At 45.2% G+C, this 23591-nt stretch carries 21 protein-coding genes; 8 read left to right on the top strand and 13 right to left on the bottom strand.

The window, feature by feature from the left end:
* Positions 1–1116: 1116 nt before the first annotated feature.
* From JJ941_RS00935 to JJ941_RS00900, 8 genes are all read right to left on the bottom strand, one after another.
* The gene (locus JJ941_RS00935) at positions 1117–2334 is read right to left on the bottom strand and encodes a Wzz/FepE/Etk N-terminal domain-containing protein (RefSeq protein WP_290961112.1); all 1218 of its coding nucleotides are present in this window, start codon (positions 2332–2334) and stop codon (positions 1117–1119) included.
* A gap of 1343 nt (positions 2335–3677) precedes the next feature.
* On the bottom strand, positions 3678–6173 hold the full coding sequence (locus tag JJ941_RS00930; RefSeq protein ID WP_290961110.1) for an acyl-CoA dehydrogenase: 2496 nt from the start codon (positions 6171–6173) through the stop codon (positions 3678–3680).
* 13 nt (positions 6174–6186) lie between these two features.
* Positions 6187–6786, bottom strand: a complete 600-nt coding sequence (locus JJ941_RS00925) for a TetR/AcrR family transcriptional regulator (protein ID WP_290961107.1) — start codon at positions 6784–6786, stop codon at positions 6187–6189.
* Positions 6787–7480: 694 nt separating this feature from the next.
* A complete protein-coding gene (gene trmB, locus JJ941_RS00920) occupies positions 7481–8134 on the bottom strand; it encodes a tRNA (guanosine(46)-N7)-methyltransferase TrmB (RefSeq protein WP_290961103.1) in 654 nt (217 codons plus the stop codon).
* A 27-nt stretch (positions 8135–8161) separates the two neighbouring features.
* A complete protein-coding gene (locus JJ941_RS00915) occupies positions 8162–8563 on the bottom strand; it encodes a type II toxin-antitoxin system VapC family toxin (RefSeq protein WP_290961101.1) in 402 nt (133 codons plus the stop codon).
* The gene (locus JJ941_RS00910; protein ID WP_290961099.1) at positions 8542–8766 is read right to left on the bottom strand and encodes a hypothetical protein; all 225 of its coding nucleotides are present in this window, start codon (positions 8764–8766) and stop codon (positions 8542–8544) included. Before JJ941_RS00910 ends, JJ941_RS00915 begins: the two co-directional genes overlap by 22 nt.
* Positions 8767–9033: 267 nt before the next feature.
* Positions 9034–9678: a pyridoxamine 5'-phosphate oxidase gene (gene pdxH / locus JJ941_RS00905; protein ID WP_290961096.1), complete on the bottom strand. Its 645-nt coding sequence runs from the start codon at positions 9676–9678 to the stop codon at positions 9034–9036.
* Between the two features lie 10 nt (positions 9679–9688).
* On the bottom strand, positions 9689–10258 hold the full coding sequence (locus tag JJ941_RS00900) for a thioredoxin family protein (RefSeq protein WP_290961093.1): 570 nt from the start codon (positions 10256–10258) through the stop codon (positions 9689–9691).
* A 43-nt stretch (positions 10259–10301) separates the two neighbouring features.
* Here JJ941_RS00900 and JJ941_RS00895 point away from each other — a divergent pair, with 43 nt between their 5' ends.
* The gene (locus JJ941_RS00895) at positions 10302–10706 is read left to right on the top strand and encodes a hypothetical protein (protein WP_290961090.1); all 405 of its coding nucleotides are present in this window, start codon (positions 10302–10304) and stop codon (positions 10704–10706) included.
* A gap of 264 nt (positions 10707–10970) precedes the next feature.
* Here JJ941_RS00895 and JJ941_RS15270 read toward each other — a convergent pair whose 3' ends face one another.
* The 3 genes from JJ941_RS15270 to JJ941_RS00885 all read right to left on the bottom strand — a co-directional run bounded on the left by JJ941_RS15270 (position 10971) and on the right by JJ941_RS00885 (position 15719).
* Complete coding sequence (locus JJ941_RS15270; RefSeq protein WP_290968058.1) at positions 10971–11264, bottom strand: GIY-YIG nuclease family protein; 294 nt, start codon at positions 11262–11264, stop codon at positions 10971–10973.
* Between the two features lie 366 nt (positions 11265–11630).
* Positions 11631–12692 (bottom strand): mechanosensitive ion channel domain-containing protein, encoded by a 1062-nt coding sequence (locus tag JJ941_RS00890; RefSeq protein ID WP_290961087.1) that lies wholly within the window; start codon positions 12690–12692, stop codon positions 11631–11633.
* A 3-nt stretch (positions 12693–12695) separates the two neighbouring features.
* Positions 12696–15719: an AAA family ATPase gene (locus JJ941_RS00885; protein WP_290961084.1), complete on the bottom strand. Its 3024-nt coding sequence runs from the start codon at positions 15717–15719 to the stop codon at positions 12696–12698.
* 246 nt (positions 15720–15965) lie between these two features.
* On the opposite strand from JJ941_RS00885, the gene JJ941_RS00880 reads away from it, so the two are divergent.
* The 3 genes from JJ941_RS00880 to JJ941_RS00870 all read left to right on the top strand — a co-directional run bounded on the left by JJ941_RS00880 (position 15966) and on the right by JJ941_RS00870 (position 18155).
* Positions 15966–17192 (top strand): N-acetylmuramoyl-L-alanine amidase, encoded by a 1227-nt coding sequence (locus JJ941_RS00880; RefSeq protein WP_290961080.1) that lies wholly within the window; start codon positions 15966–15968, stop codon positions 17190–17192.
* A 2-nt stretch (positions 17193–17194) separates the two neighbouring features.
* On the top strand, positions 17195–17824 hold the full coding sequence (gene udk / locus JJ941_RS00875) for a uridine kinase (protein ID WP_290961077.1): 630 nt from the start codon (positions 17195–17197) through the stop codon (positions 17822–17824).
* Between the two features lie 70 nt (positions 17825–17894).
* On the top strand, positions 17895–18155 hold the full coding sequence (locus JJ941_RS00870; protein ID WP_290961074.1) for a YdeI/OmpD-associated family protein: 261 nt from the start codon (positions 17895–17897) through the stop codon (positions 18153–18155).
* A gap of 5 nt (positions 18156–18160) precedes the next feature.
* Here JJ941_RS00870 and JJ941_RS00865 read toward each other — a convergent pair whose 3' ends face one another.
* Positions 18161–18931: a type III pantothenate kinase gene (locus JJ941_RS00865; protein ID WP_290961072.1), complete on the bottom strand. Its 771-nt coding sequence runs from the start codon at positions 18929–18931 to the stop codon at positions 18161–18163.
* 52 nt (positions 18932–18983) lie between these two features.
* Between JJ941_RS00865 and JJ941_RS00860 the strand changes: the two genes are divergently transcribed.
* From JJ941_RS00860 to JJ941_RS00850, 3 genes are all read left to right on the top strand, one after another.
* A complete protein-coding gene (locus JJ941_RS00860; RefSeq protein WP_290961069.1) occupies positions 18984–19703 on the top strand; it encodes an SDR family oxidoreductase in 720 nt (239 codons plus the stop codon).
* Positions 19704–19713: 10 nt separating this feature from the next.
* Complete coding sequence (locus JJ941_RS00855) at positions 19714–20109, top strand: DUF4296 domain-containing protein (protein ID WP_290961065.1); 396 nt, start codon at positions 19714–19716, stop codon at positions 20107–20109.
* A 134-nt stretch (positions 20110–20243) separates the two neighbouring features.
* Entirely contained in the window at positions 20244–20588 is a 345-nt protein-coding gene (locus JJ941_RS00850) for a four helix bundle protein (RefSeq protein ID WP_290961062.1), read from the top strand.
* A 65-nt stretch (positions 20589–20653) separates the two neighbouring features.
* Here JJ941_RS00850 and JJ941_RS00845 read toward each other — a convergent pair whose 3' ends face one another.
* Positions 20654–22582, bottom strand: a complete 1929-nt coding sequence (locus tag JJ941_RS00845; RefSeq protein WP_290961059.1) for an ATP-dependent DNA helicase RecQ — start codon at positions 22580–22582, stop codon at positions 20654–20656.
* 48 nt (positions 22583–22630) lie between these two features.
* Between JJ941_RS00845 and JJ941_RS00840 the strand changes: the two genes are divergently transcribed.
* Positions 22631–23587 (top strand): endo alpha-1,4 polygalactosaminidase, encoded by a 957-nt coding sequence (locus JJ941_RS00840; protein ID WP_290961056.1) that lies wholly within the window; start codon positions 22631–22633, stop codon positions 23585–23587.
* Positions 23588–23591 lie beyond the last annotated feature (4 nt).

The following is a 23591-nucleotide window of genomic DNA, read 5'->3' as shown; positions in this document are numbered from 1 at the left end:
CTGTAACAGCTGATTACCCCATTTTTAATTTTAAATTTTTCATTTTGAATTTCGCACCGCGTTGTAGTTAAGCGAGTAATTCTGTTACTCAATAATACGCAGGATATTTTATACGATCAATGAATGTATTGGGATTTTTTAAAGAGCTACATTCAGTACTTCGTAAATCGGTCGTTCGGTCCATCCCCGAAGTCTCGGGGTAAATCAATTCTTTCACAGGCGCTGTTGAAGATCACAAACTAATTCTCGGAGATTGCCTCATCGCCATCCATCCCAATCCTGCATTTGGCATCCAGCTTCGTCGCATCCGCTCCTCGCAAAGTCGGGCTGTTTAATTAGGAGTTCCCTTGCCCTTGGCGCGAGCGGCATAATGCAAGCGAGCGTTAGGGAAAGGGACAGGGATAGGGTTTTGTTGTCAAGGGCAATTAAACGTTATTAAAATAAGTTGCCATTTCAGGGAGATTGCCACGTCGTTAATCATCCCAACCTTACATTCAGCAACACGAACTCCTCGCAAAGACAAGCTTTATTGCATGTCATCCCGCACGAAGCGAAGCGGAAATGCGGGATCTCCTTGACAAACTTTTGATATCGATAAGAGAGATCGCGGATAAAGTATTTCCGTGATGACGGGTTGTTCCGATATCTGAATCTATATCACCTCGTGAAGTTCCTTCTCCGCCAGCCGGCGGATCAGGATGACCCGGTGGTTGGATTGAGAGAGGAACTTTTAACAAGAGTCCTTCCCCTTGTCGAAGGGGAAGACAGAAGGGGTCGAAGATTCGGGCAACCAAGCTCAATCCACCTCCGCACAAGTGGAGCGTTGTTTGAGATCCTAAACCTATTCTTAGAAATTGCTTCGTCGCATCCGGTCCTCGCGAGACGGACTTTTAATCAGGCGTTCCCTTACCCTGCGGCGGTGGCGAAGGTTTTATTAGTTTTATCGATGTGCCGGAGGGCAAGGGACAGGGATTGGGTCCACTGATAGCTGAAACCTGTCAGCTAACAGCTAAAGACACTTCCACTACACAAGCGAAGCCGTTCAGGGCTTCGCGATATTTGAAAAATGCAAAGTCTATCTAAGCATTCAGTGGCTCGGCCAGACCGTAGTACTAATTACTCTTTGGAAGAGAATGGGTTGTTGGCCAAAAACTGTCGAATAAAAATCCACCCAATAGATGCAATACCACTCAGCATCACAAATACAATCAGGACCATCGCCCCGCTGGTTTCATCATTAACCGGAACCTGTACCGGCTGAAGAACTTTAAAGACCGGGGTTTCTTCCTGTACTTTCAGTTTGGCTTCTTCGTACTGCTGGGTCAAGGTATTATAGAGGTTGAAGGCAATATCATATTCCGACTGCAACCGTTGCCGTTCGGTTTGGGCCCGCGCGGTCAGGTTGCCCTGGTTGCTGTCATCAAAATCAGCCAGCTCCAGTTGAGCTTCCCTGAATCGTTCGCGTGCATCATTCAACTGCTCTTCGATAAACTCCAAGTCGCGTATTACTTTTTCGGTACGGTACTCTACCAGGTATTCCGTCAGTTCGTCAATAGTATATTTAGCTACACTTGCCGCTAATTTCGGATCAGACATCTGCGCCCTCACGGTTACAACACCCGATTCTTCATCCAGACTGGCTGATACCCGTGAACGAAGATCATCAATAACCTCCATTTCCAATTTGGTCAACTCTACAATTTCATCTTCATTGCTAACCCCTGTACTAAAAGTCTCACCTTCAGCTTTAAATGCCCTAATAATGGTACCGGGGAGTCCAACCGTATATTGCATTACATAACCAAATACTCCGGGCGACATAATTTCTAAATAATACTCATATATAGAAGCGGTGGTATCATAATCCGGGAAATAGAATTCCTGTCTTGCGAGCTTGTCCTGGAAGCTCAAGCTCTGAACGATCTTAGGATATAGATCTACCCTAATGGCATTACTTGCCGAGTTATAAGTTCCACCACTTAAACCAATAAGTCCACCATACTGCTGCAATAAGCTCGATGCACTCCCACCTCCCATACTTTCGGTGCTGTATTCCGGCATCAATGTGGCATCACTTACATATTCTTTGGGGCTGAGTAAAGCTACCAATACTCCCAAAACCACACCCACCGCTACAAAGCGGTAAATTACTTTCCGGTTATCCCAGATGGTTTTAGCCAGTTCAATCAGGTCAATTTCATCTTCTTCGTAGCCTTCATGGCCATGGTCTGCCGGGACTAATCGATATTCCTGAATGGGAAAGTTTTCCGGGCTTTTTTTCTTTCCCGGCTTATTGTCCCCATGTTCTTGATTTGAATTGTTCTCTTCGCTCACTTTCTGCCAAATTTTGTTAAGCAATGATGATACGAAGTTTGGGCTTCTATTTAAAGAGGTTTTTATGGCGAGTTGCGGGAGTCGGGTTGGAGGGTTACGGGTTGTGGGGTTTAATCAAAGTGAACATCGCAAATCGTTCGCTCCGTCCTTCGGTCATGCGCATTCCAATCCGAATTCCGCCTCCCAACCCACCATGGCGTTCCCTTGCCCTTGGCGCGAGCGGCGTAAAGCAAGCGAGCGTTAGGGAAAGGGACAGGGATAGGGTTTTGTTGGAAATGTCTTGATGTATTAGTGGGCACCCAAGCCTAAACCACCACCGCACAGGTGGAAAATTCGCAAATCGGTCGCTCGGTCGCTCGGTTCATCGCAATTCAATCCGGGATTTGCAGCCTGTACCACCGAAGTTTGAGGCAGAGCCTCCATCCGGCATTGCACAGCAGAGCAACGCAACGAGGAAAAAGAGGTATTTAACGGGTTGCGGGATTCGGGTGAATGCGTTGCGGGTTACCTTTGCAGCTCTCCTTATTGAGTCGTCATCCCGCACGAAGCGTAGCGGAGATGCGGGATCTCCTTGAACTACCTGGAAAGCCGATAAAGAAGATTTTAAGTCCGGGTCCGCGATGAGGATTCCATATAAAACACAACCCAAGTTCACCAAGGCGTTCCCTTACCCTGCGGCGTTAGTAAAAGCCAAGCTTTTTAAATCGATGAGCCGGAGGGCAAGGGACAGGGATTGGGTTTTGTTTGCAATGGCAAGTGGGAGTAGTTCTATTTGGTTACCATTCAGGGAGGTCGCGGTTCCCGGCCCGCGATGACGGGTTATTTAGGCAGGGCAGTTCGCAAATCGGTCACTCGGTCACTCGGTCAATCGCAATTCAATCTTTTCTGCGTTAGGCACGGATGCTAAATTCTAAATCCCAAACATTTCCTGGCTGAGATCCTTCGCGCCAACCGTCCCGAGCTTAATTAACCGTTCCTGCGCTCAGGATGGACTTTTTTTCTAAGAAAGATTAGAATGCTACCAAAGAGTCCTTTCTCCTTGCGAAGGAGAAAGACAGAAAGAGGTCGGAAGCTAAGGGATGTGAGTGCTTATCAGGATATTGCTATTTCAGGGAGATTGCTTTGTCGTTCCCCACCTCAACCTACATTCAGCAACTTGTGCTCCTCGCAAAGACCGACCTTTTTATATTCTATAAGTTAATACCAGCCTCCCAAATCCTACAACGCGTTCCCTTACCCTGCGGCGTTAGTAAAAGCCAAGCTTTTTAAATCGATGAGCCGGAGGGCAAGGGACAGGGATTGGGTTCACTGATAGCTGAAGCCTGTCAGCTGACAGCTATCAGTCAAACCATCGCCTCGGGAGCTTTTTCCGGTCTTTGACCATTCCCGGCCGGCTTGGTCGGCGTCTCATTCATGTATTCATCCAGGGTAAACTCATCCACCTGAATAGCATCGTTTCGGGCTTGTTCGGTTTTCTTGACCAGCTCACCTTCTTCTTTAGTCAGAACTCCTTTCTCGACGGCTAAATCCGCAATTTCGAGATAGGGTTCTTTCGGTAGTTCTTTGGCTTTGATGGCTTTGTACAGCTTCTTGAATGCAGGCCAGGCTTTTTCAACCAATTCCATGGTTTGCTCATATCGACCAATGGCGGATTCATCATCTTTGGGAAGGAAAATTCCGTCGGTTACATGATCCCGGTCTTCCCCGCGGGTTTGCATAGCTTGTGCAACTTTATGACCCAGCTTGTCAGAAGGATAGGTGCCGATGGGGTTCAACCGACCCCACACCCCGGCCAGGCGAAATACCCAGCTCAAACCGGGCACTTTAATTTCGCGGAGTATGCCTTCAAAGGCCTGCTGAATTTTCCAGAAGCTGTATTCCATCGCCCATTCAAAATACGGTCTGTCCGCTTCTCTTCTTCCTTCGGCTTCAAAACGCTTGAGGGCACCGGAAGCCAAATACATATAACTCAGGATATCGGCATAACGACCGGCTATTTTTTCTTTCATCTTCAGGGCTCCGCCGTACGATCCCAACGCAATATCTGCGAAGAAGGCAAAGGAAGCGGATGTCCACGCCAGCTTGCGGAAGTATTTTGCTGAAGGTCCGCTTACCGGTGAACTTGCCAGCCGGCCTCTGGTGATACTCAGCAGGAACGCCCTTGATTTATTCCGGGCTACATGACCAATATGCTTCCAGAAATTATCATCAAAAGCCTTCACATCTTTGTTCATCAGAGCATCGATTTCATTATAGGCATAGGGATGGCATCGAATGGCACCCTGACCAAAAATCATCAAGGTACGTGTAAGGATGTTGGCTCCCTCTACCGTTATAGCTATCGGCATGGCCGTGTAGCTGCTTGCAAAGATGTTTCGGGGACCACGGGAAATCCCGGCTCCTCCCACAATATCCATCGCATCGTTGACAATCTCTCTTCCCAGTTCGGTAAAATTGTACTTGGCAATGGCCGTGACTACAGCCGGTTTTTGTCCGCTATCCAGTCCGCCGGTGGTATATCTGCGGGCGCCTTCCATCAGGTAGGTGTAACCTCCAATTCGGGCCATTGGCTCTTCAATACCTTCAAACTTCCCGATATTCAGTCCAAACTGTTTACGAATAGCCGTGTAGGCCCCGATGGCGCGGGTGGCTACTTTCGCTCCTCCCACACTTTGCGCCGGCAGGGAGATTCCCCGACCTACAGCCAGTGACTCCATCAGCATGCGCCAGCCATTTCCGGCTCCTTCTTTTCCACCGATGATGGCATCTATAGGTACTACCACATCTTTGCCGTCTATCGGGCAGTTGTAGAATGGAATTCCTAACGGATCATGTCGGCGGCCCAATACCACGCCTTCGGTATCGGATGGAATGAGGGCACAGGTAATGCCCCGATTTTCTTCCTCTCCGATCAGGTGATCGGGGTCTTTAAGGTTGAAGGCCAGCCCAATTACCGTAGAAATAGCGGCCAATGTAATGTAGCGCTTCTCAAAATTCATTCGCAGATACAGCTCGCCGTCATCACCTTTAAATACTACACCTTCCGAGCGCATACTTCCGGCATCAGACCCGGCATTTGCTTCAGTCAGGCCAAAGCACGGCATTTCTTCTCCGCTGGCCAGTTTGGGCAGGTAATGATCTTTTTGTTCTTCGGTTCCATAGTGCAGAAGCAACTCGGCCGGACCTAAGGAGTTAGGCACCATAACCGTTGTAGCTAATGGTCCACAGCGTGATGCCAGCTTAGCCACAATAGCACTGTGAGCCGTCGCAGAGAATTCGAGTCCGCCATACTTTTTGGGAACAATCAAACCAAAGAACTTCTCTTTTCGCATGAAGTCCCAGACTTCTTCAGTGAATCCCTTTCGAACCATTACATCCCAGTCGGTGACCATCTCGCAGAGCTTCTCAACAGGTCCATCCATAAACGCCTGCTCTTCCTCGGTCAGGTCGGGATAATCTTCATCGAGAATACGTTTGAAATCAGGCTTTCCGGAGAACAGTTCTCCTTCTACCCATACATTTCCTGCTTCAATAGCTGTCTGCTCAGTTTCGGATATCTTGGGAAGAAAATTCAACGCATCCAGTAGCTTCATAATCGGGCCACTCAGAACCACTCTTCGAATGGGTTTGATATTGAAAACCAGCACTAAAACGGTGTAGGTAATATACAGCCAGGTGGGAGCATCCAATCCCACTAAGCCTGTATAACCGGCTACGGCCCACAGCCAGAGGGGAGCCCCGGTGTAGCCTAAAATCAGCATCAGCAGTACCGCAGATCCTATCGATGCCCACAGCGGGATCTCACTAAAAAACCCAATTAATTCCATTATTGCTTCCATAACTTTTCCTCGTTTATGATACTGTTGTTCGAATCAGAAATCCCTGCACCACGTGCTCAATGGATTCCTCAATAAATTGTTCTCTGTCAATGCGGCTGTCCAATCTCTTGTTGAGTACAACCGAAACCACACCGTGTAATTGTGCCCATATTGAATAAGCGGCAACCACCGGCTGATCCACTTCCATCAGTCCCTGACCTACACTTTCCTCAATGGTTTTCACCAGAAGCTCATAGGCACGCCGGGCTTTTCGAAATTTCTCCTTGGGATAACGCGCCATTGAATCAGACCGGACTTTATAAATAATCTCGTACTTCTCCGGGTTCTGAAGGCCAAACTCCACATAACTTTTAGTGATGGCTTTAAATCGCTCAATGCTATCGGTCTTAGTTAATGCCTTCGATTCGATGAACCGGCTTAAATCTTCCACCGATTCTTCAATCAGCGTATGCAGTAAATGATCTTTGTTTTCGAAATAGAGGTAGATACTGGTTGCGGAGACATCAGCTTGTTTGGCAATTTTCCGCATCGAAAGTGACTTATATCCTTCCTCGTATAATAAATGCCTGCTTATCTCTAAAATCTGATCACGTAAAGGTACTTCTTCGCTCATTCGCCTCCTTAGGTTAACGGTGTTAACTTCCGTAATGTAAACATTCCACAGCGAAAATCAAGATATGCTGTTTTAATCCCGCACGAAGCGTAGCGGAGATGCGGGATCTTCTTATATGGCTTGAGATATCAATTTGGGAGATCGCGGGTCCAGGCCCGCGATGACGGGGTAATAAGACAGGATAGTTCGCAAATCGGTCGCTCGGTCCATCCCCGAAGTCTCGGGGCAAATCAATACTTGTTATGTAAAGCACCAATTTGGGAATAACAGATCCTAAACATTTTCTGGCAAAGATCCTTCGGTCCCTCAGGATGACTCGATTTTTTAATATTTGATGAGGTAGCTAATAAAGAGTCCTTTCCTCTTTTGAAGCCTGCCTGCGGTAGGCAGGGGGAAAGACAGAAAAAGGTCTTTTGCTAAGGCAAATAATCTTTGTTTAAGTTCTTTGACAGAAAACAACTTGTCCAAGCAACTACCGCACAAATGGGATTGTTTAGTCACTTTTGTTCCTCACAAAGACAGGTTTTTGTTGCATGTCATCCCGCACTTGATGCGGGATCTCCTTTTCCCTCTTGGGATGCCTATATAGGAGATCGCGGGTCTATGCCCGCGATGACTTTGTTGGTAAATTGGACATACAACTAAAAGCTGTATCCTGTCAGCTGACAGCTATCTCCTGAAAGCTGACAGCTTTTCAAACCCTAAACTTCAAATACTTAATCGTCTTCCCTTTTTCCAGGTGCATGCTTTCGTAGTAGGTAATGATGGAGAGTTCGGGATCATCCGGGCGGTTTTTATGGACATTAGGCTCATCATCCAGCAGTTGCAGTCCCTCTTGGTCAATGATTTCTTTGGTGTATTCATATAGTACATCGCTGTCCGTTTTCAGGTTAATGACCGCGCCGGGCTTCATCACTTTTCGATATACTTCCAGAAACTTGGGAGCCGTCAGCCGTTTTCTCTCTTTCTTGATATAGGGATCGGAAAACACAATCCAGGCTTCATCCACTTCATCTTTGCCAAAAAATTGGTCGAGGTGATCGATATAACATCTAAGAAATCGAACATTGTCCAGATTCTTTTCCAGAGCTTCAGTAGCTCCCACCCACATCCGGTTACCTTTAATATCCAGTCCGACATAGTTTTTATCAGGGTGAAGCTGGGCCAGACCAACCGAATACTCCCCCTTCCCGCAAGCCAGTTCTAAAACAATAGGTTGATCCTTATCAAAAACTTCTGAATTCCACTTCCCCTTCGGAGCCGGGTTATCTTCATCAAAATCGGTATAAACGAGCGTGTTCTCGAGCTTGGGAAGCTCCTCCATCCGCTCTTCTTTAATCTTGGGCATAGCAGGTACTATTCTAAACTTAACTTACTAATTAGACTTCTTAATCTTGTGCGGGTTTATCAGTTCCAAGTTCTCTATGAAATTAAAATCAGAGATATTTCTAGTTACCAAAATGAAATCATTATTAATAGCTGTAGCTGCTATTAGTGCATCCGGTAATTTAATCCTGTAGCTTTTTCTAATCTGAATGCATAAATCAATGATTCCCTCACTTAAACCGAGTACTTCAGAATCCCCAACAAAAGACTTAAAAATCAGCTCTTCCTGATCCGTTCCGTTATACCCCAGTACTTCAATTTTAGTTATAACCGATATGCTTGGTTTATCATCAATAACCTGACTTAAAAATTCCATTCCAGAATCAGGAAGCCTTCCGCCTAAGAAATCGATTATGGCATTACTGTCGATCAGATATTCCGATCTTCCCATTCTTCTCGACTTTCATTAACGTAATTATTCATCTTCTGGGAGGTCTCTGATGATATTGCCCCTGCATATTTCACTGATAGCTTTTCACCTTGATGCAGATCTTCACCATCATTCTCCATAATTTTAAGAATATCCAAATCCTCAAGATCTTTTAGAATCTTTAACGCTTTATTGTCTTTTATTTGAACCTTTATCGTTTCCATTTTTCACTATGCATTCTTTTATCCAAAGTAACGAAACGGCAGTAAAAATCATATAACCGACCATTCTATGAAAACAAGCACATGATCCTTTAATATCGCTTCACAGACTTTTGTAATCTATCAAGTTTGACCATATATCTACCAGTACAGGAGTCCTTTCCCCTTGCCAAGGGGAAAGACAGAAAGGGGTCTTATTGATGAAGCAATCAAGTCATTTTTGGTATCTGTTTTAAAACCAAATCCATATAACTCACCTTTGATATCATCTCAAGGCGAAAGTCTTTTTATTTCCCACTTATTTCCTGTCAACTGATACTTAATACGGTCATGAAGCCGGCTTCTTCGGCCCTGCCAGAATTCTACAGATTCGGGAATTACGCGATATCCACCCCAGCTTTCCGGCATTGGCACTTCTCCTTCCGGATATTTTGCTTCAAGATCAGCAAACTTCTTTTCCAGAAATTCGCGGTTTGGCACTTCCGCGCTTTGATTGGAAGCCAGTGCACCGAGCTGACTTTTATACGGCCGCTGTTTGAAATATGCTTCACTTTCTTCTTTAGGGATCTTCTCAACAGTTCCATCAATACGAACCTGCCGCTCCAGCTGTAGCCACAAAAAACAAAGGGAGGCATTCGGATTTTGCTCCAGCTCCTTCCCTTTATCACTGCCATAGTTGGTGTAGAAGATGAAGCTGCCGTCTTCCAATCCCTTCAACAGAACAATGCGTGTATGTGGTTTTTGATTAGCATCTACGGTGGCAAGGGTCATGGCATTGGGCTCGGGAACCTCCGCTTCTACTGCTTCTTCCATCCATCGCTCAAATTGTTTAAATGGATTTTTATGTACGTCCGACTCATCCAGTGAATGCTTCGAATAGTCTTCTCGCAGTTTCTGCAATTTTTCGTTTTTCATTTCTTATTTATCATCCAAAATAATCCGGGGCGTTGCCGGGTTTCCATTTAATGTTGCATCCCATACTTGGTACTTGTTGGTCTTCGGGGATTTGCTCGCCGGATAACAAGGCATCTAAGGCATTTCGAAGATCTTCACCCGTAACAGGAGTGTCTTTAGATGGTCGACTGTCATCAAATTGCCCCCTGTAAACCAGCTTACGGTTTTCGTCAAATACAAAGAAATCGGGTGTACAGGCCGCTTTATATGCTTTGGCCACTTCCTGACTTTCATCATACAAATACGGGAAAGGATAATCTTTCTGAGCCATTTTCTCCGGACTGTCTTGCGGGTATTTCTCTACATCATTCGAGCTTATGGCAATAAAACCTATTCCGCGGGCTATATATTCGTTAGCTACATTCACCAATTCATCTTCAATATGAAGTACATACGGACAATGATTACAAATGAACATTACCACAAACCCTTTGCTTTGATCGGCATAGCTTAACGAGAGTTTCCCGCCGTTCACGCTTGGTAGCGTGAAATCCGGTGCCTCAGTTCCTATTTCCAGCATGGTTGATGGTGTTGCAGACATAATGCTCCTGACTTTTGTCGATTAATGGTTTTAACTTCAGTGCATGAAATCCATTACAAAGATATTGAATGATCGAGACAAAATTTTGTTCGAAAAAGCATTGAAGTTCTACTTCTATACTCGACAACAAGATGTCCGTAAGCTTAATTCGCAATTACAGCAACGCTTCTCCTATGCGGGGCAGGTCGCCTACTCGCTGATAGTAACCTATATTCGTGAAGGAAATTTGAAGTTGGAGTACATGGATTTTCTGAATGAAGAACTCAAGACCATGCGTGGGCTGGATTCCGAATTCCTGGAACCACTCATGATCAAACCCCACGAAATCGATGAGATTGAATTCAGTCAGGAAATCTCCATTAAAGTGTTTGATGAAGATAATGATACGGATATCCGGATCATCTACAGCCCGGATCAAAGCGTTGCAAAGCTTGAACCCATGAATTAACCCGTCATCCCGCACGAAGCGTAGCGGAGATACGGGATCTCCAGAACAACTTGGGATACCCATAACGGAGATCGCGGGTCCGCCCCCCGATGACGGTGTTTTAGAATAAAAGCGCACCTATATCAGAATTTCCATACTTACACAAATCCTACCACTGCTCGTCATTCCGTACGAAGCGTAGCGGAGATACGGAATCTCTTTTTCTCACTTGGGATACCTGCCACAGAGGTTGCTGGTCTGGTCCCGCGATGACGAATGAGTTAGTTAACAATAAATCTCAGACCAAAGATCTTTCATTTCAGGATTTATTGTTTTGATTAGATCAATTTTCCAGGCTCTTTTCCATTTCTTTACTCTCTTTTCTGCAGATATTGCTTCATACATTGTAGGAAATTCATCATAAAACAAAAGTTCATAAATATTGTATTTCCTGGTGAAAGATGAGCCTTCACCATTCCGGTGTTGGTACACACGCTGTAAAAGATCTGAAGTTACCCCTGTGTAAAATACGGTTCGGTGTTTATTCGAAAGAATATATATGTAACCCGATTTTGCCATACTTTTTTTAGCTAGTATGAGCAGGTTCAGAAGTAATCCTTACAATTTATTTTTGTGCAGGAATTTATTCGCTCCTTGCTAGTGCAATTGCTACCCTTCTTAATCCTATCCGTCAACCCGTACGAAACGGAGCGGAGATACGGGATCTCCCTAACTTACTTGGGATGTCAAAAAAGGAGATCGCTGTTCCGGGCCCGCGATGACGGTTTTTAATGTTGAATGTGATCCATTTCTTGGTGTTGTAATCTACCCCACTCAACATACCCCCGTCATCCCGTACGAAACGGAGCGGAGATACGGGATCTCCCTAACTTACTTGGGATGTCAAAAAAGGAGATCGCGGGTCCGGGCCCGCGATGACGGGGTTCAATCCCCAACCAACTCCTGGTGCAGTGTCTCATCCCGGATAATCCCTCTTTTCTTCAATTCGGTGAGAATGAGTTCGGTCACATCACTTTGGAAAGGGAATTCATACCGAATATCCAGTACATACGCTTTCACCTTAAGCTTCAGCACAAACCGGCGTTCGTGCATTTCATTTTCCGTCATAATGCTGATGGGCTTTTTCAAGAAAACAAAGCGGGAAGCGATTACGGCCTTATATGCCACTTCTTTCACTTCCTCGACAGGGCACTCAGCCGGCAGATAAATATTTGTAACCACCAAACAATCGAGGGCGCCGGTGTTGGCATTTGATACGGCGGTTCGAATCAGTTCCCCATTGGGAATGGTAACCACAGAATCACCGGGAGTGACTATGCGGCTTGATCGCAGCCCGATTTGCTGTACTTCCCCATAATGGTCTGCAAACTGGATTTTGTCGCCCACCTGAAACGGCCGGTCCAGAATCAGCATCACCCCGCCAAATAAATTCTTGAGCACGTCCTGCGAAGCAAGCCCAACCGCAATACCCACCGAAGCCATCACCGTGATTATGGTTGCATAAGGCGGCTGAATGATACCCGCGATTGCTACATAAATAGCAAGGGTCCATAACACCACGCGGACAATGGGGACCATCCGTTTTATACGGAGCCTGTATTTTGAAATACGTTCGGAAAAATTCCCCAGAATAGTACTGATGAACGATGTCACATAATAAGTAGCAATAAAAAACAGGATTATTGTGAGGACCTTCGGCCACGATATCACCTGTTCAAGCTGAGCCAGCGCCTGCTCCGCATCTCCGGAAACCTGGGTGGTATCTTCTGAAAGTCCGGCCTGCTGTTCTAACCTCATGGTTAAGGAATCGAGCCTTGACAATCGCTCATTTATCAGAGAATCTATTCTTTGGGTAAGCGTAGTATCCTGAGCCCGGGCTGAGGCAGTATTTTGCTGAACTGTATTTTGGGCTGACAACGAACTCACTAAGCCGCCATTCAACAGCAACAGAACCAAAAGCGTCCAAATGTATTTATGCAGTGCCATAGTTTAATGTATGAAATTAGCTTCTTTCAAAACCCGAACTACCTGCCTGTAAATCAGGTGATTCAGCATATATCCATGCTCAGTCTTGAACAAAATAGAGCGGGATGTTAACCGGGAAACCAGCAGTTTGCTGTCTCTCAATGGCTGATTGAGCACTTTTGCAAGGTGTTCAGGCATCAGTGAGTCATGCAGCACAAAAGCGGCCAGGGCAAATAACTCGGTACTGTCGAGTTCATCAATTCGGTTAATGGCCGTAAAGTCAAAAGGGTCGATGTAGAAATGGCTGTCGTCATATTCCCGTATCGACCGAATCCAGAATATCATAGCAATGGAAGAATTGCCTTCACTCAATTTTGCCAGTTTTTCAAAGTACCGGTCTTGTAAATACTCCTGGGTTTTTTCTTCGTCATCCATCAGCTTGCGGAAATTACGGCTTTTCTTTGTGGCATCATCCGGCAAAAATTTAAGCTGATATCCACTCGCCCGATGCCTTTTCAGGATCAGCTCCTCAATCTGCTGGGCATTCAGGTTATCCGTTTCTACCGCGTGGGTAAAATAGTCAGCAATATTCAGCACCTTATCCAAAAACAACCAGCCATACCGGGTGGTGCTGGCTATCCACATGATTTCCTTGTTCGTTTCGGAAATCAGAAGCAGCAATTGCTCCATTGCTTCAAAACCAGAAATATTTCTGACGTAGCAATTTTGGATATTCTCAAGGATGATCACAATCCGCTTTTTCTTTCTTTTAATGGCGGCAATGAGATCCTCTATGCTCTGCGTCTCATCCAGCTTCAGAGCATCACTTACCTGTTCTGTGATTTCATCAGCTGTCCAAATCGTGTCCTCAAAATTGATTTCAATCACATCGTGTTTGGTGAGCACTTCTTCCATCAGCAAAGAGATGAACAAACTTTTTCCACTTCCTTTCTCCCCCACAATGGCAAAGGTTGAAGGGAAATTATTCTGCCACAGCTCATACCCTTTTTTAAACCGGTCAAATTGTTCGGGCTTGCGAATATAAAACCGCTCGTCTATTTCTTTATTGAAATCAAAAAGCCTGCGATAGATAAATGGAAGTCCGGCGATCTGCTCATCCGTCTCTGACAAGAAAGTAGCCAGATCGGTTTTATCGCCTTCCAGTTTTTCCTTTTCAGCAAAGCCCAGAAACTTTCGGACTGCTTCCGAGTACTGTTTAATTTTTTTCCAAACAAACCGGCCGAACAGCTCCCCTTTTTCCGAAACTCGCGCCCACCAAACCTGTAGCTTCGTCTTCCAGTCCACAGCGGCCTGCTTGGCTTTATATTCTGCGCCGGCCAGTCGGACTTCACTCACATCCTGCTTCTCCAGCAGCATGGCCAGTTTCACAAACGCTGCGTGTTGTTTTTCCTGAAGCTTGCCTTCCAGCGATTCTCTTTGTTCCCGTACATCCTCCTGCAGTTCTTCGAGCTTGGTTTTGGCTCGCTCTAATCCTTCACGGGCAACCTGAATGGGTTCTTCTTCATCCGACTTTTTGACCTCATCCGCAATCTCCAGATTGGTATATATAATCTGTGAGATTTCCTGCAGGCTTTGCATCACCTTCATTAAAAACTGTTCAGCCTTGATCTCCTTGGGCATGAATTCTTTAACAAGATGATTACTTATCACACGCTGAACCAGCACCTGCCAATCAACTTTCTCAAATTCATAACCCGGAGGTAGATGCGTCAAATCCAGCTTCTCGATGAGCGTTGCTTTTTCAGGCTGCTCGTTTGTCCACTCCGGAATGGCTGATGTAAACCGTTCAAACTTTGTGCCTAATACGGCATCTTCGGTAAACTCACCCAGGGGCTCCAAAATCTGCTGATCTATAAATCCGATCATTTTTTCCAGATGCTCACTGCTTAGCTGTCTCACCTGTTTTATCGTCCGGTCTTCTGATTCATCAAAAATGGAAATAGCTTCCTCAAGCTGTTCCATCAATTGCTTGCCGGGCGATTCAATATGGCCCTCAAAGAACTCCGTGATCGCCTCACTAAAACCTCCTGTCCTTTCCTCCACCATTTCATGGAGTTGCATAAACTTCATGGACAAGAACACCCGCTGCACCAACACACTCAGCAGCTCGCCCCAAACTTTGTCGTCATTCTGTCGTCGGGTCTGTATGCTGTTTTGGCGGTGAACGATCTTTGTTTTGGTGTATTCACTTACCGGTCGCTCAAAGGTACCTGTCAAAGAAACCGCGTATTCGATTTCATCACCAACGCTTTGCAGGTGCTCTTGCAGTTTTTGGGTGTGAACCGATTTCAGTTGATCCAGTTTCTGCAGGGCTTCTTGAAAAAATACCTCCAGATCTTTTTGAGTAGGAGTGATTTCGGCCGGTTCCCCGGGTGCTGACTCTTCTCCAGCACCTTCTTTCTTTTCATAGGTGATTAACCCTCCGGAATGCAGCGTCCAGGCGTCTGCTTCCATCAAAACTTCGGCTTTCAGCTTTTGAACTTCATTGCTCCATTCTCGCGCCCATTTGTCCAAGCGGAGAAGATGAATCCTGACCACAAATTGCAGGGGAATTGTTTGTTTCCATACCGGTGGTTTCTTTTCAGAACCACCAAATAATTTACGAACTCCATTGGCCGTAGTGTTCACACCGAGCTGCATTCCCCTTGCCGAGCGCTTAAAAAGCTTTCCGATCTTTGTCATCCCGGAATCATCAGCTTGGGACTTAAACCGGCTTTCCTGCTGAGGTAACACTACCTCTTCCTGAATTTGAGAAAGCACCGGCTTCAGGTTTTCAAGCCATTCAATCTTATTATCAGGCTTGTCCTCAGTTTCTTCCTCTTCAATGTCAGCCTGAACCTTTTCGGTAAATTTCCGCAATGCCTTTTCAATATCACCATCTTCAATGCCCGACTGAGTTTGTTTGAGTAAATCTTGCAGCTGCTGAACTTCTGCTTCCAGCCCGCTCTCCAGCTTAGCTTTCATTTCAGAAAGCCACTCATTGCGAAGCTGTTCTAAGATTGTATCCCGGGAATAGTCGGATTTCATAAAGGTTAAATGGATTTCTTGGTGCAGCCTGTTCCTAAGCCGTTATTAATTGAAAACAATATATCTATTGTGTGTGCGGAAGGTATCATTAAAACTGAATTTTCACACTTTATCCTTTTTTTGGAACTCTTTCAATGGTTTGGAGAATATCTTACATTACAATCATCATCTACAAGGCAAATGACTTACCGAAATCATAACTCCGGGCTCAATATGCGCATACCTCATATTTATAGAGCGCTACCATTGTTGTTCATATTTCTTTTTTCTTTCGCCAGCGTTTTTGCCCAAACCCAGCTTTACCGGGTTTCAAATACCGCTCGCAGCGATGGAATGGGCTATGTAGTCCGGTACCACCTTACCGCACCGGTCGATTCGTTTGATATTCTGCAACCTGCCCCCGATCTCATTCAAATGATTTTATATGATGAGGAGATCGACACTACAGGTTTAGAGCTACCTGAGGAAAGCGAAAAGCTGAAGGAAGTTCGTCTATACAAACTCAAATATGGCTACGGGGTAGATATTTACCTTGGAAACGGAGCTTATTACAAATCAAATGCCTACCTGGATCAGAACGGTTCTGATATATTGGTGAACCTGGAAGTTGCTGATCAGCGGGAAGTGGAGCGGTATTCCCAACAGTTTTTAGCCCGGAACTGGTACGAAGAGATTGTGGATGAAAGCGCCCTGGAAGTCGCCCCACCTGATACAGCTCCAAAAAACGATTTCTATTACGATGTAAAAGATAAACTTCGGTTTGATAAGATCGTTATTGATCCCGGACACGGTGGCTGGGACCCCGGTTCTATCGGGTATAAAGGAGTGAAGGAAAAAGAAATCACTCTCGCGGTTGCCAAAAAGTTAGGGGCTTATATCAATGAGCATCTCCCCAATGTAGAAGTGGTTTACACCCGAACCGATGACTCCTATCTCGGCCTGGCTGAACTTGGGCATTTTGCCAATCTTGCCGAGGCTGATTTATATGTATCCATTCACTGTAATTCATACCGTAATCAGTATGTGCGGGGCGCCGAAGTTTATTTTCTCGGGCTTCATGCAAGTGATGCTTCCTTCGAAGTAATGAAGCGGGAGAACAGCGTATTCAAAAACGAAACCAATAAAGAACTCACTGAAGAGGATTTATTGGTGTATGAGCTGGCCCATAGCGGATACATCGCTACCAGTGAAAAAATTGCCTATATGATTGAGGATCAGTTCAAAAACCGGGCCCAGCGGAAATCACGTGGGGTAAAACAAGCAGGTTTCCAGGTGCTTTTTGAGGCCTCCATGCCGGCTGTTTTGGTGGAATTAGGTTTTATCACCAATCCGGCCGAACAGCGATTCCTCACCAGCGACTATGGCCAAAGCATCATGGCTTCAGCAATGTTTAGGGCCATCCGGGATTACAAAGTGGAATACGATCAAAAGCAGGCGTATAACACCACTCCTTCATCTTCAAATCAAAAGTAAGCATGTCATCCAAGCCTTTAGTTATTGGCGTAGCCGGGGGAAGCGGTTCTGGAAAAACAACGGTTATCAATTATATCTGCAAGGAATTTGCCAAGGATAATATCTTGCGGCTTGAGCACGACTCCTACTACCGGGAGCTGGATCACCTACCTTTTGAGGAACGCATAAAACAAAATTTTGATCACCCGGCCTCCCTCGAAACCGAACTTATGATCCGCCACATCAAAGCCTTAATGGAAGGTTACCCGGTGGAAGTTCCGGTTTATGATTTTGAAAAGCACACCCGCAAGGATGAAACCATCACGGCTACTCCTTCAAAAGTAATCCTCATTGACGGAATTCTCATTTTCTCAGAACCTGACCTGTTAAACCTGATGGACGTTAAAATCTTTGTGGATACAGATGATGACGTCCGCTTGCTGCGACGACTAAAACGGGATATTCAGGAACGGGGTCGCTCGGTAGATGGAGTACTTACCCAATACGAAAAGTTCGTTCGCCCAATGCATCTTGAGTTCGTAGAACCCAGCAAGCGGTATGCAGATATCATCATCCCCCGGGGCGGAAAGAATAAAGTGGCTCTGGAAATGGTTTCTGCCCTTATTCGCGGCAAAATGAGAGAGCCAAGTTAGTTATCTACATTCGCTTTTTTGACCACCTTTTTATTAATTGGCTACCATACCATAAAGCGGAGCTCATGCTATGAAAAGGAAAGAGAAATCCGGACTCAGCCGGGATATTTATCCCATGCCTGATTTTGTAGAAGATGCCCTTAAAGAGCATCAGTTGCTGGAATTATACTACGAAAGACCGGCATACCAACAGAACGATTATATTGGGTGGATTAGCCGTGCAAAACAGGAAAAAACAAGGTTGAAACGTCTTAATCAGATGCTCGATGAACTGAGAAAGGGCGGCCTTTATATGAAAATGGATTACCCTGCAAGTCGGCACAAAACTTAAATGCCTTATCCTTCTCCTTTTTTTCTCTTCCCACTACTTTCCATCTTTTTCATACCATCAAATACCAGGAAAGGCCGAACTTTGCACTCACGATCGGTTAACAACTCAACCAAAGAGGCATCTCCTCCGGTTACAAATAATTCATAATGCCCGAAAGTGTCTTCATATTTTTTTAATACTCCCTGGATGGCCATTTTATAGAATCCGGCCTGCCCCCATTTAAGTGAGTCGATGGTGCTTTTACCGGGCCAGATTTCGGGGATATCCATTTCTACATTTGGCAAGGCGGGGGCTTTTTGAGGCAGAATTCCCCCAAAGGCTGACAATCCCGGGGCTATCAACCCCCCATGATACACATCGTCCTGATCCATATAATCGATAGTGAGTGCGGTTCCGGCATCAATCACCACAACCGCATCGCTAACCTGATCGGTGGCTCCATAGCAAGCCAAAAACCGGTCGATTCCCAGCGTCTCAACCGTCTCATAGTCAAGCAACTCCCGCGGGATATCGCTTGTAGTAAGTTCAAGAAGATTTACATGACTTAGTTCTGAGCGGATCGCCTTCCGAACATCATCCCGCACACTCGATAAAACGATATGTGAAAACGACTCAGGATGATCATCAATCCACTGTACCAACTCGGAAGCCGTATAGTTTTTTTGGGTGTGAATAGCTTCCCAGTTCACCCCTTTTTTATAGGCTCCTTTGATGGAAGAATTTCCGGCATCGAGGTAGAGGGCTTTTTTTGATGAATTGGAATCGATTTTGCTCATCTTTTTGTAGTACTTTTAAACTATTGAATGTAAACAAAATACCATTTTTACAATGAACCTTGATTCAAAAATCGCCATCGTTACCGGAGCCAGCAGCGGCATTGGAGCTGAATTCAGTAAAATGCTTGTCGAAAACGGAGCTGAAGTGTATGGACTTGCGCGCAGCCTCGATAAGATGAAGAACCTTCAAAAATCACTGGGCGATAAATTTCATCCCGTGAAAATGGACATCACCAATGCGGAAGCTCTGGAAGAATGGGTGGATGATACCTTTGATTTGAATCACATCCCTGATATTCTGATTAATAATGCCGGTGTGATGTACTCAGCGAATGTGGATGACCTTTCCATGAGCGAGTGGCATACCATGATCAATGTGAACCTCAATGGAATTTTTTACCTCACCCGACTCATCGTGCCCCTGATGAAAAACAATGAGAATACCTGCCACATCATTAACATTTCTTCCATTGCTGGTCTTTTAGGAAACCCAACCATCTCAGGATATAACGCCAGTAAGTTCGGCGTACGTGGATTCAGTGAAGCATTGTTTAAGGAACTTCGCTATGATGGCATCAAGGTCACCTGCGTATTTCCGGGCTCTATCGATACCGAGCTTTTCGAAAAAATTGACGGCATCGACAATCATCCGAATATGATGAAAACAACCGACATATCAAGCACAGTAAAATTCCTTCTTGAAACGGACGACAATTTCCTGATCAATGAGATCACAATGCGTCCGCTTAACCCCAAAGATCCTACCAATTAGGAAGCGACACATGAAAAGGTTACTCACGCAGGCTGTTCTTCTTCTTTTGGCAGTTATAGTCGGTTATGGTTGCATGGGCCCGGATAAAGCTCCGGAGCCTGAAAACCTGATCAGCGAACAGAATTACATCGACCTTTTGATTGAGATGCAGCATATCTCTACCTATCGCGATGCCCAACCCGACAGCGTTAATGCTGACTCGCTGAAAGCGTTGGTGTACGACAAGTTTGGCGTTACCGAAGAGCAGTTTTTAGCCTCCCACACCTTTTACCAAAAACAAGTGGAAAGGCAATTAATACGGGTTCAGGAAGTGATCCGTCAGCTGGAAAACGAAGAGCAGTATATTCAGGCGCATATTGATTCGGTTAAAGCAGCGAGGCGAGATTCAACGGGGGATAGTTTTTAGGTATTAGGTTTTAGTCGCAAGGTGTTAGGGGTGGGGTGGCAAGGGCTTCTTGTCGAGGTAATAGTTCATTAATTTTGTAAGGAATTGGGTTTTCAGAGCTCTTACTGGTGAACAAAGCCAAAAGAGTATATCTGATGAAAAATTTTAAAAAGCTTATCGTTTGGAAGAGAAGCATGGAAATGACTTCTATTGTACATGCCATTATAAAAGAACTGCCAAAATCCGAACGATATACCTATCGGGATCAGATTATAAGGTCATCCATTTCGGTTCCCTCCAATATTGCAGAAGCATGCAGCAGAGAAAGCAGAAAAGATTTTAAACGGTTTCTGAGGATCTCACTTGGCTCCAGTTTTGAGCTTGAAACCCAATTACTCTTGTTGAAAGAAAATCAAATTATGAATGGGCAAAAGCTTGATTCTGCTTTAGAACACAACACCGAAATCCAGAAAATGCTTCACACTCTTCTAAAGAAATAACCCCACCCCAAACACCTAAAACCTTGCGACTAAAACCTAACCCCTTGCCCCTAACACCTACCCACCTATAACAAACAATAGTATCCCGGCTTTGAGGGAATGGTAGTCACTTTGTCTTCGCGGATTAAAAACTGAAGGGCTTGCTGCACTTTTCGCTTAGACTGGCCGGTTGAACTGCATAGTTGAGAAACAGTCCGTTCCTCCGATTCAAGTTCATCATAAACAGCTTTAATCTCTTCATCAGTTGGGCTTACCTCTTCTGAAGCCGCCGTTTTCAAACAATTGTCACAATGTCCGCAGGGCTCTGCATCGGTATCACCAAAGTAATTTCGAAGATATACTTCCCGGCAACGGTCGGTCAGGATATAACCATGCATATGCTCGAGCTTCCTGAACAGGTTATTACGGTGCGACTCTACTTCTTTCTTCGTCAGCGGTAATTTTTTGGAGCGGGCTTCCAGTACTTTGACCAGGCTTCGTTGCTTATGCATCTCAAAAACCAGCACCTGATCGTTTTGCATCAGCACGTTTAATGCTTTAACCAATGCGTTTCTTTGAATCCCCAATTTATCCAGCACATACTCCTCATCCAGCTGAATCATTTCTTTGAAAGCCAAACTCCCAAACATTCGCTCCAGCTTATCGGTGAATTCAGCCTTCTCATCGTTCTTACACTTTTCCCGGAAGGTTTTCATCGCATTTTGGCTGAGGGTAAACTGCACGCTTACGGCCGGCTTCACTTCTTCCTGCATGGCAATCACATCAAACTGATCAAGCAAACGCATAGCTGCCCGCGCTTTTCCGTATTTAACCTTTCCTCTCTTTTTAATCTGCTCGATATCAAACGACATAGACTCTTCCATTTGTGAACCTACCGCCAAATGAAAGCTGTCGCATAAAACCTGATATACATGATCTAATTCATCCAGGGTCGGATATCCCTGATCAATACGCTCATCCGCTTTGTGGTAGTCCGATTCCCGGTACAATAAAATGGGAAAGCTTTCTTCCCCATCCCGGCCGGCTCGACCTGCTTCCTGATAGTAAGCCTCCAGCGAATACGGCATTTCCTCATGAATCACATACCGGCAGTTGGGTTTATCGATGCCCATGCCAAATGCATTGGTAGCAGAGACTAATGGTGTTTCCCCGGAGATCCATCGCTGCTGTATAGCTTTTCGTTCTTCTGATTCTACCCCCGCATGATAGGCTTCCGTTTTTATTCCAAAGCGTGAAAACCGCTCCGCAAGTAGCTCACAGTTCTTGCGAGTTCCGCCATAGATAAGTCCATCTCCTTTTTGAGCCCCTTTCTTTACCGACTCTTCCAGCTTCTGTTTTTTATTGGGGGATTTAACCACCCACCACTTTAAATTCGGACGAGAGAAACCCCGGGAAATGACGTTTGCATCTTCGAAACCCAGCGAATCTACTATGTCTTTTTGCACTTCCGGTGTGGCTGTTGCCGTTAAGGCAATCCACCGGGTTTGATCAGCAATAGATTCCAGCGATTCTCTTATGTCCCGATAGCTGGGTCGGAAATCATGCCCCCACTCACTAATGCAATGTGCTTCATCAATCGCCACCAGGTCGATATTCATACGGGGTAATTCCGCCTCCCAAAGATTGGTTTTCAATCGCTCCGGGGCACAATATAGCAGCTTGTACATTCCATTTCGGGCATTCACTAAACGCTGCTCAACCTCATAAGACGGGATGGTACTGTTAATAAACGTAGCTGAAATTCCTTTCGCTTTTAATTGTTGAACCTGGTCTTGCATAAGGGCCACAAGTGGTGATATTACCAGGGTCATTCCCTCAAAAACAGTAGCGGGAACCTGATAGCATAGCGATTTCCCCCCACCTGTTGGGAAAAGTACCAGTGTATCTTTCCCATCAAAAACAGAACGGACTACCTCATCCTGACCGGGACGAAATCCGTCGAACCCCCAAATTTTTTTTAAATTTAATTCTGCTTTCTGAAAATAATCCTGCAATTTTAGCCTGTTAGATTTTTTCTCTGTTTTACTTCAAAATACAAACCAATGCGAACAAAATTTCTATTCCTGTTTTTAATTATTTCCACTTTGTTTTCCTGCGGTGTTGTCTTCAACAACGACAGTATTGATTATCGGGAAGAGATGCGAAGTTTTGTTCAGGAAATTTCTGAGTACGCTAAAAATCAGGATCCCGGCTTTGCCGTTATCCCCCAGAACGGACATCCCCTCCTTCTAAAAAACGAAAACGTTGCGATTGATTACCTCAACGCTGTGGATGGCCTGGCCCAGGAAAGTCTTTTTTTCGGGTATAGTAACGATGATCAGCCTACACCGGCTACCGAGACCAATCAGCTCCTTAGGCTGCTCAACATCGGTAAGGAAGCCGGCAAAACCATCCTGGTTACCGACTACTGCTCTACATCATTTAAAGTAAACAATTCCTATAACCAGAATAATGCATTGGGATACCTTTCTTTTGCGGCACCTGAACGTGACCTAACCGAAATCCCGGATCAACCAAATCCTATTCCCGGTGTTAACGACGAGCAGATATCAAATTTATCTGAAGCTCACAATTTCCTTTATCTGCTGAATAAATCTAAATTTGAAACCCGGTCGGATTTTATAACTGCCATTCAGAACACCAATTATGATGTTATTGTGATAGATGCTTTTTATGCCGGCCGGATGTTGACAGTGTCGGAAGTTAATCAGCTTCGGCAGAAAAAGAATGGCGGGGAACGAATGGTTATCAGTTATATGAGCATCGGGGAAGCTGAGGACTATCGCTACTACTGGCAGGATGGCTGGAGTACCGGTAATCCCGAGTGGCTGGTTCAGGAGAACCCGAACTGGGAAGGTAACTTCAAGGTGATGTACTGGCATCCCGAGTGGAAGTCCATCATTTATGGAAACGAAGATTCCTACCTTCAAAAAATACTCGATGCCGGCTTTGATGGCGTCTATCTTGATATTATTGACGGGTTTGAGTTTTTTGAATAAACAC

The organism is Gracilimonas sp. (assembly GCF_017641085.1).
Lineage (GTDB): Bacteria > Bacteroidota > Rhodothermia > Balneolales > Balneolaceae > Gracilimonas.
Note: the sequence above shows the minus strand (reverse complement) of the source record. Positions and strands in the feature narration are given on the sequence as shown.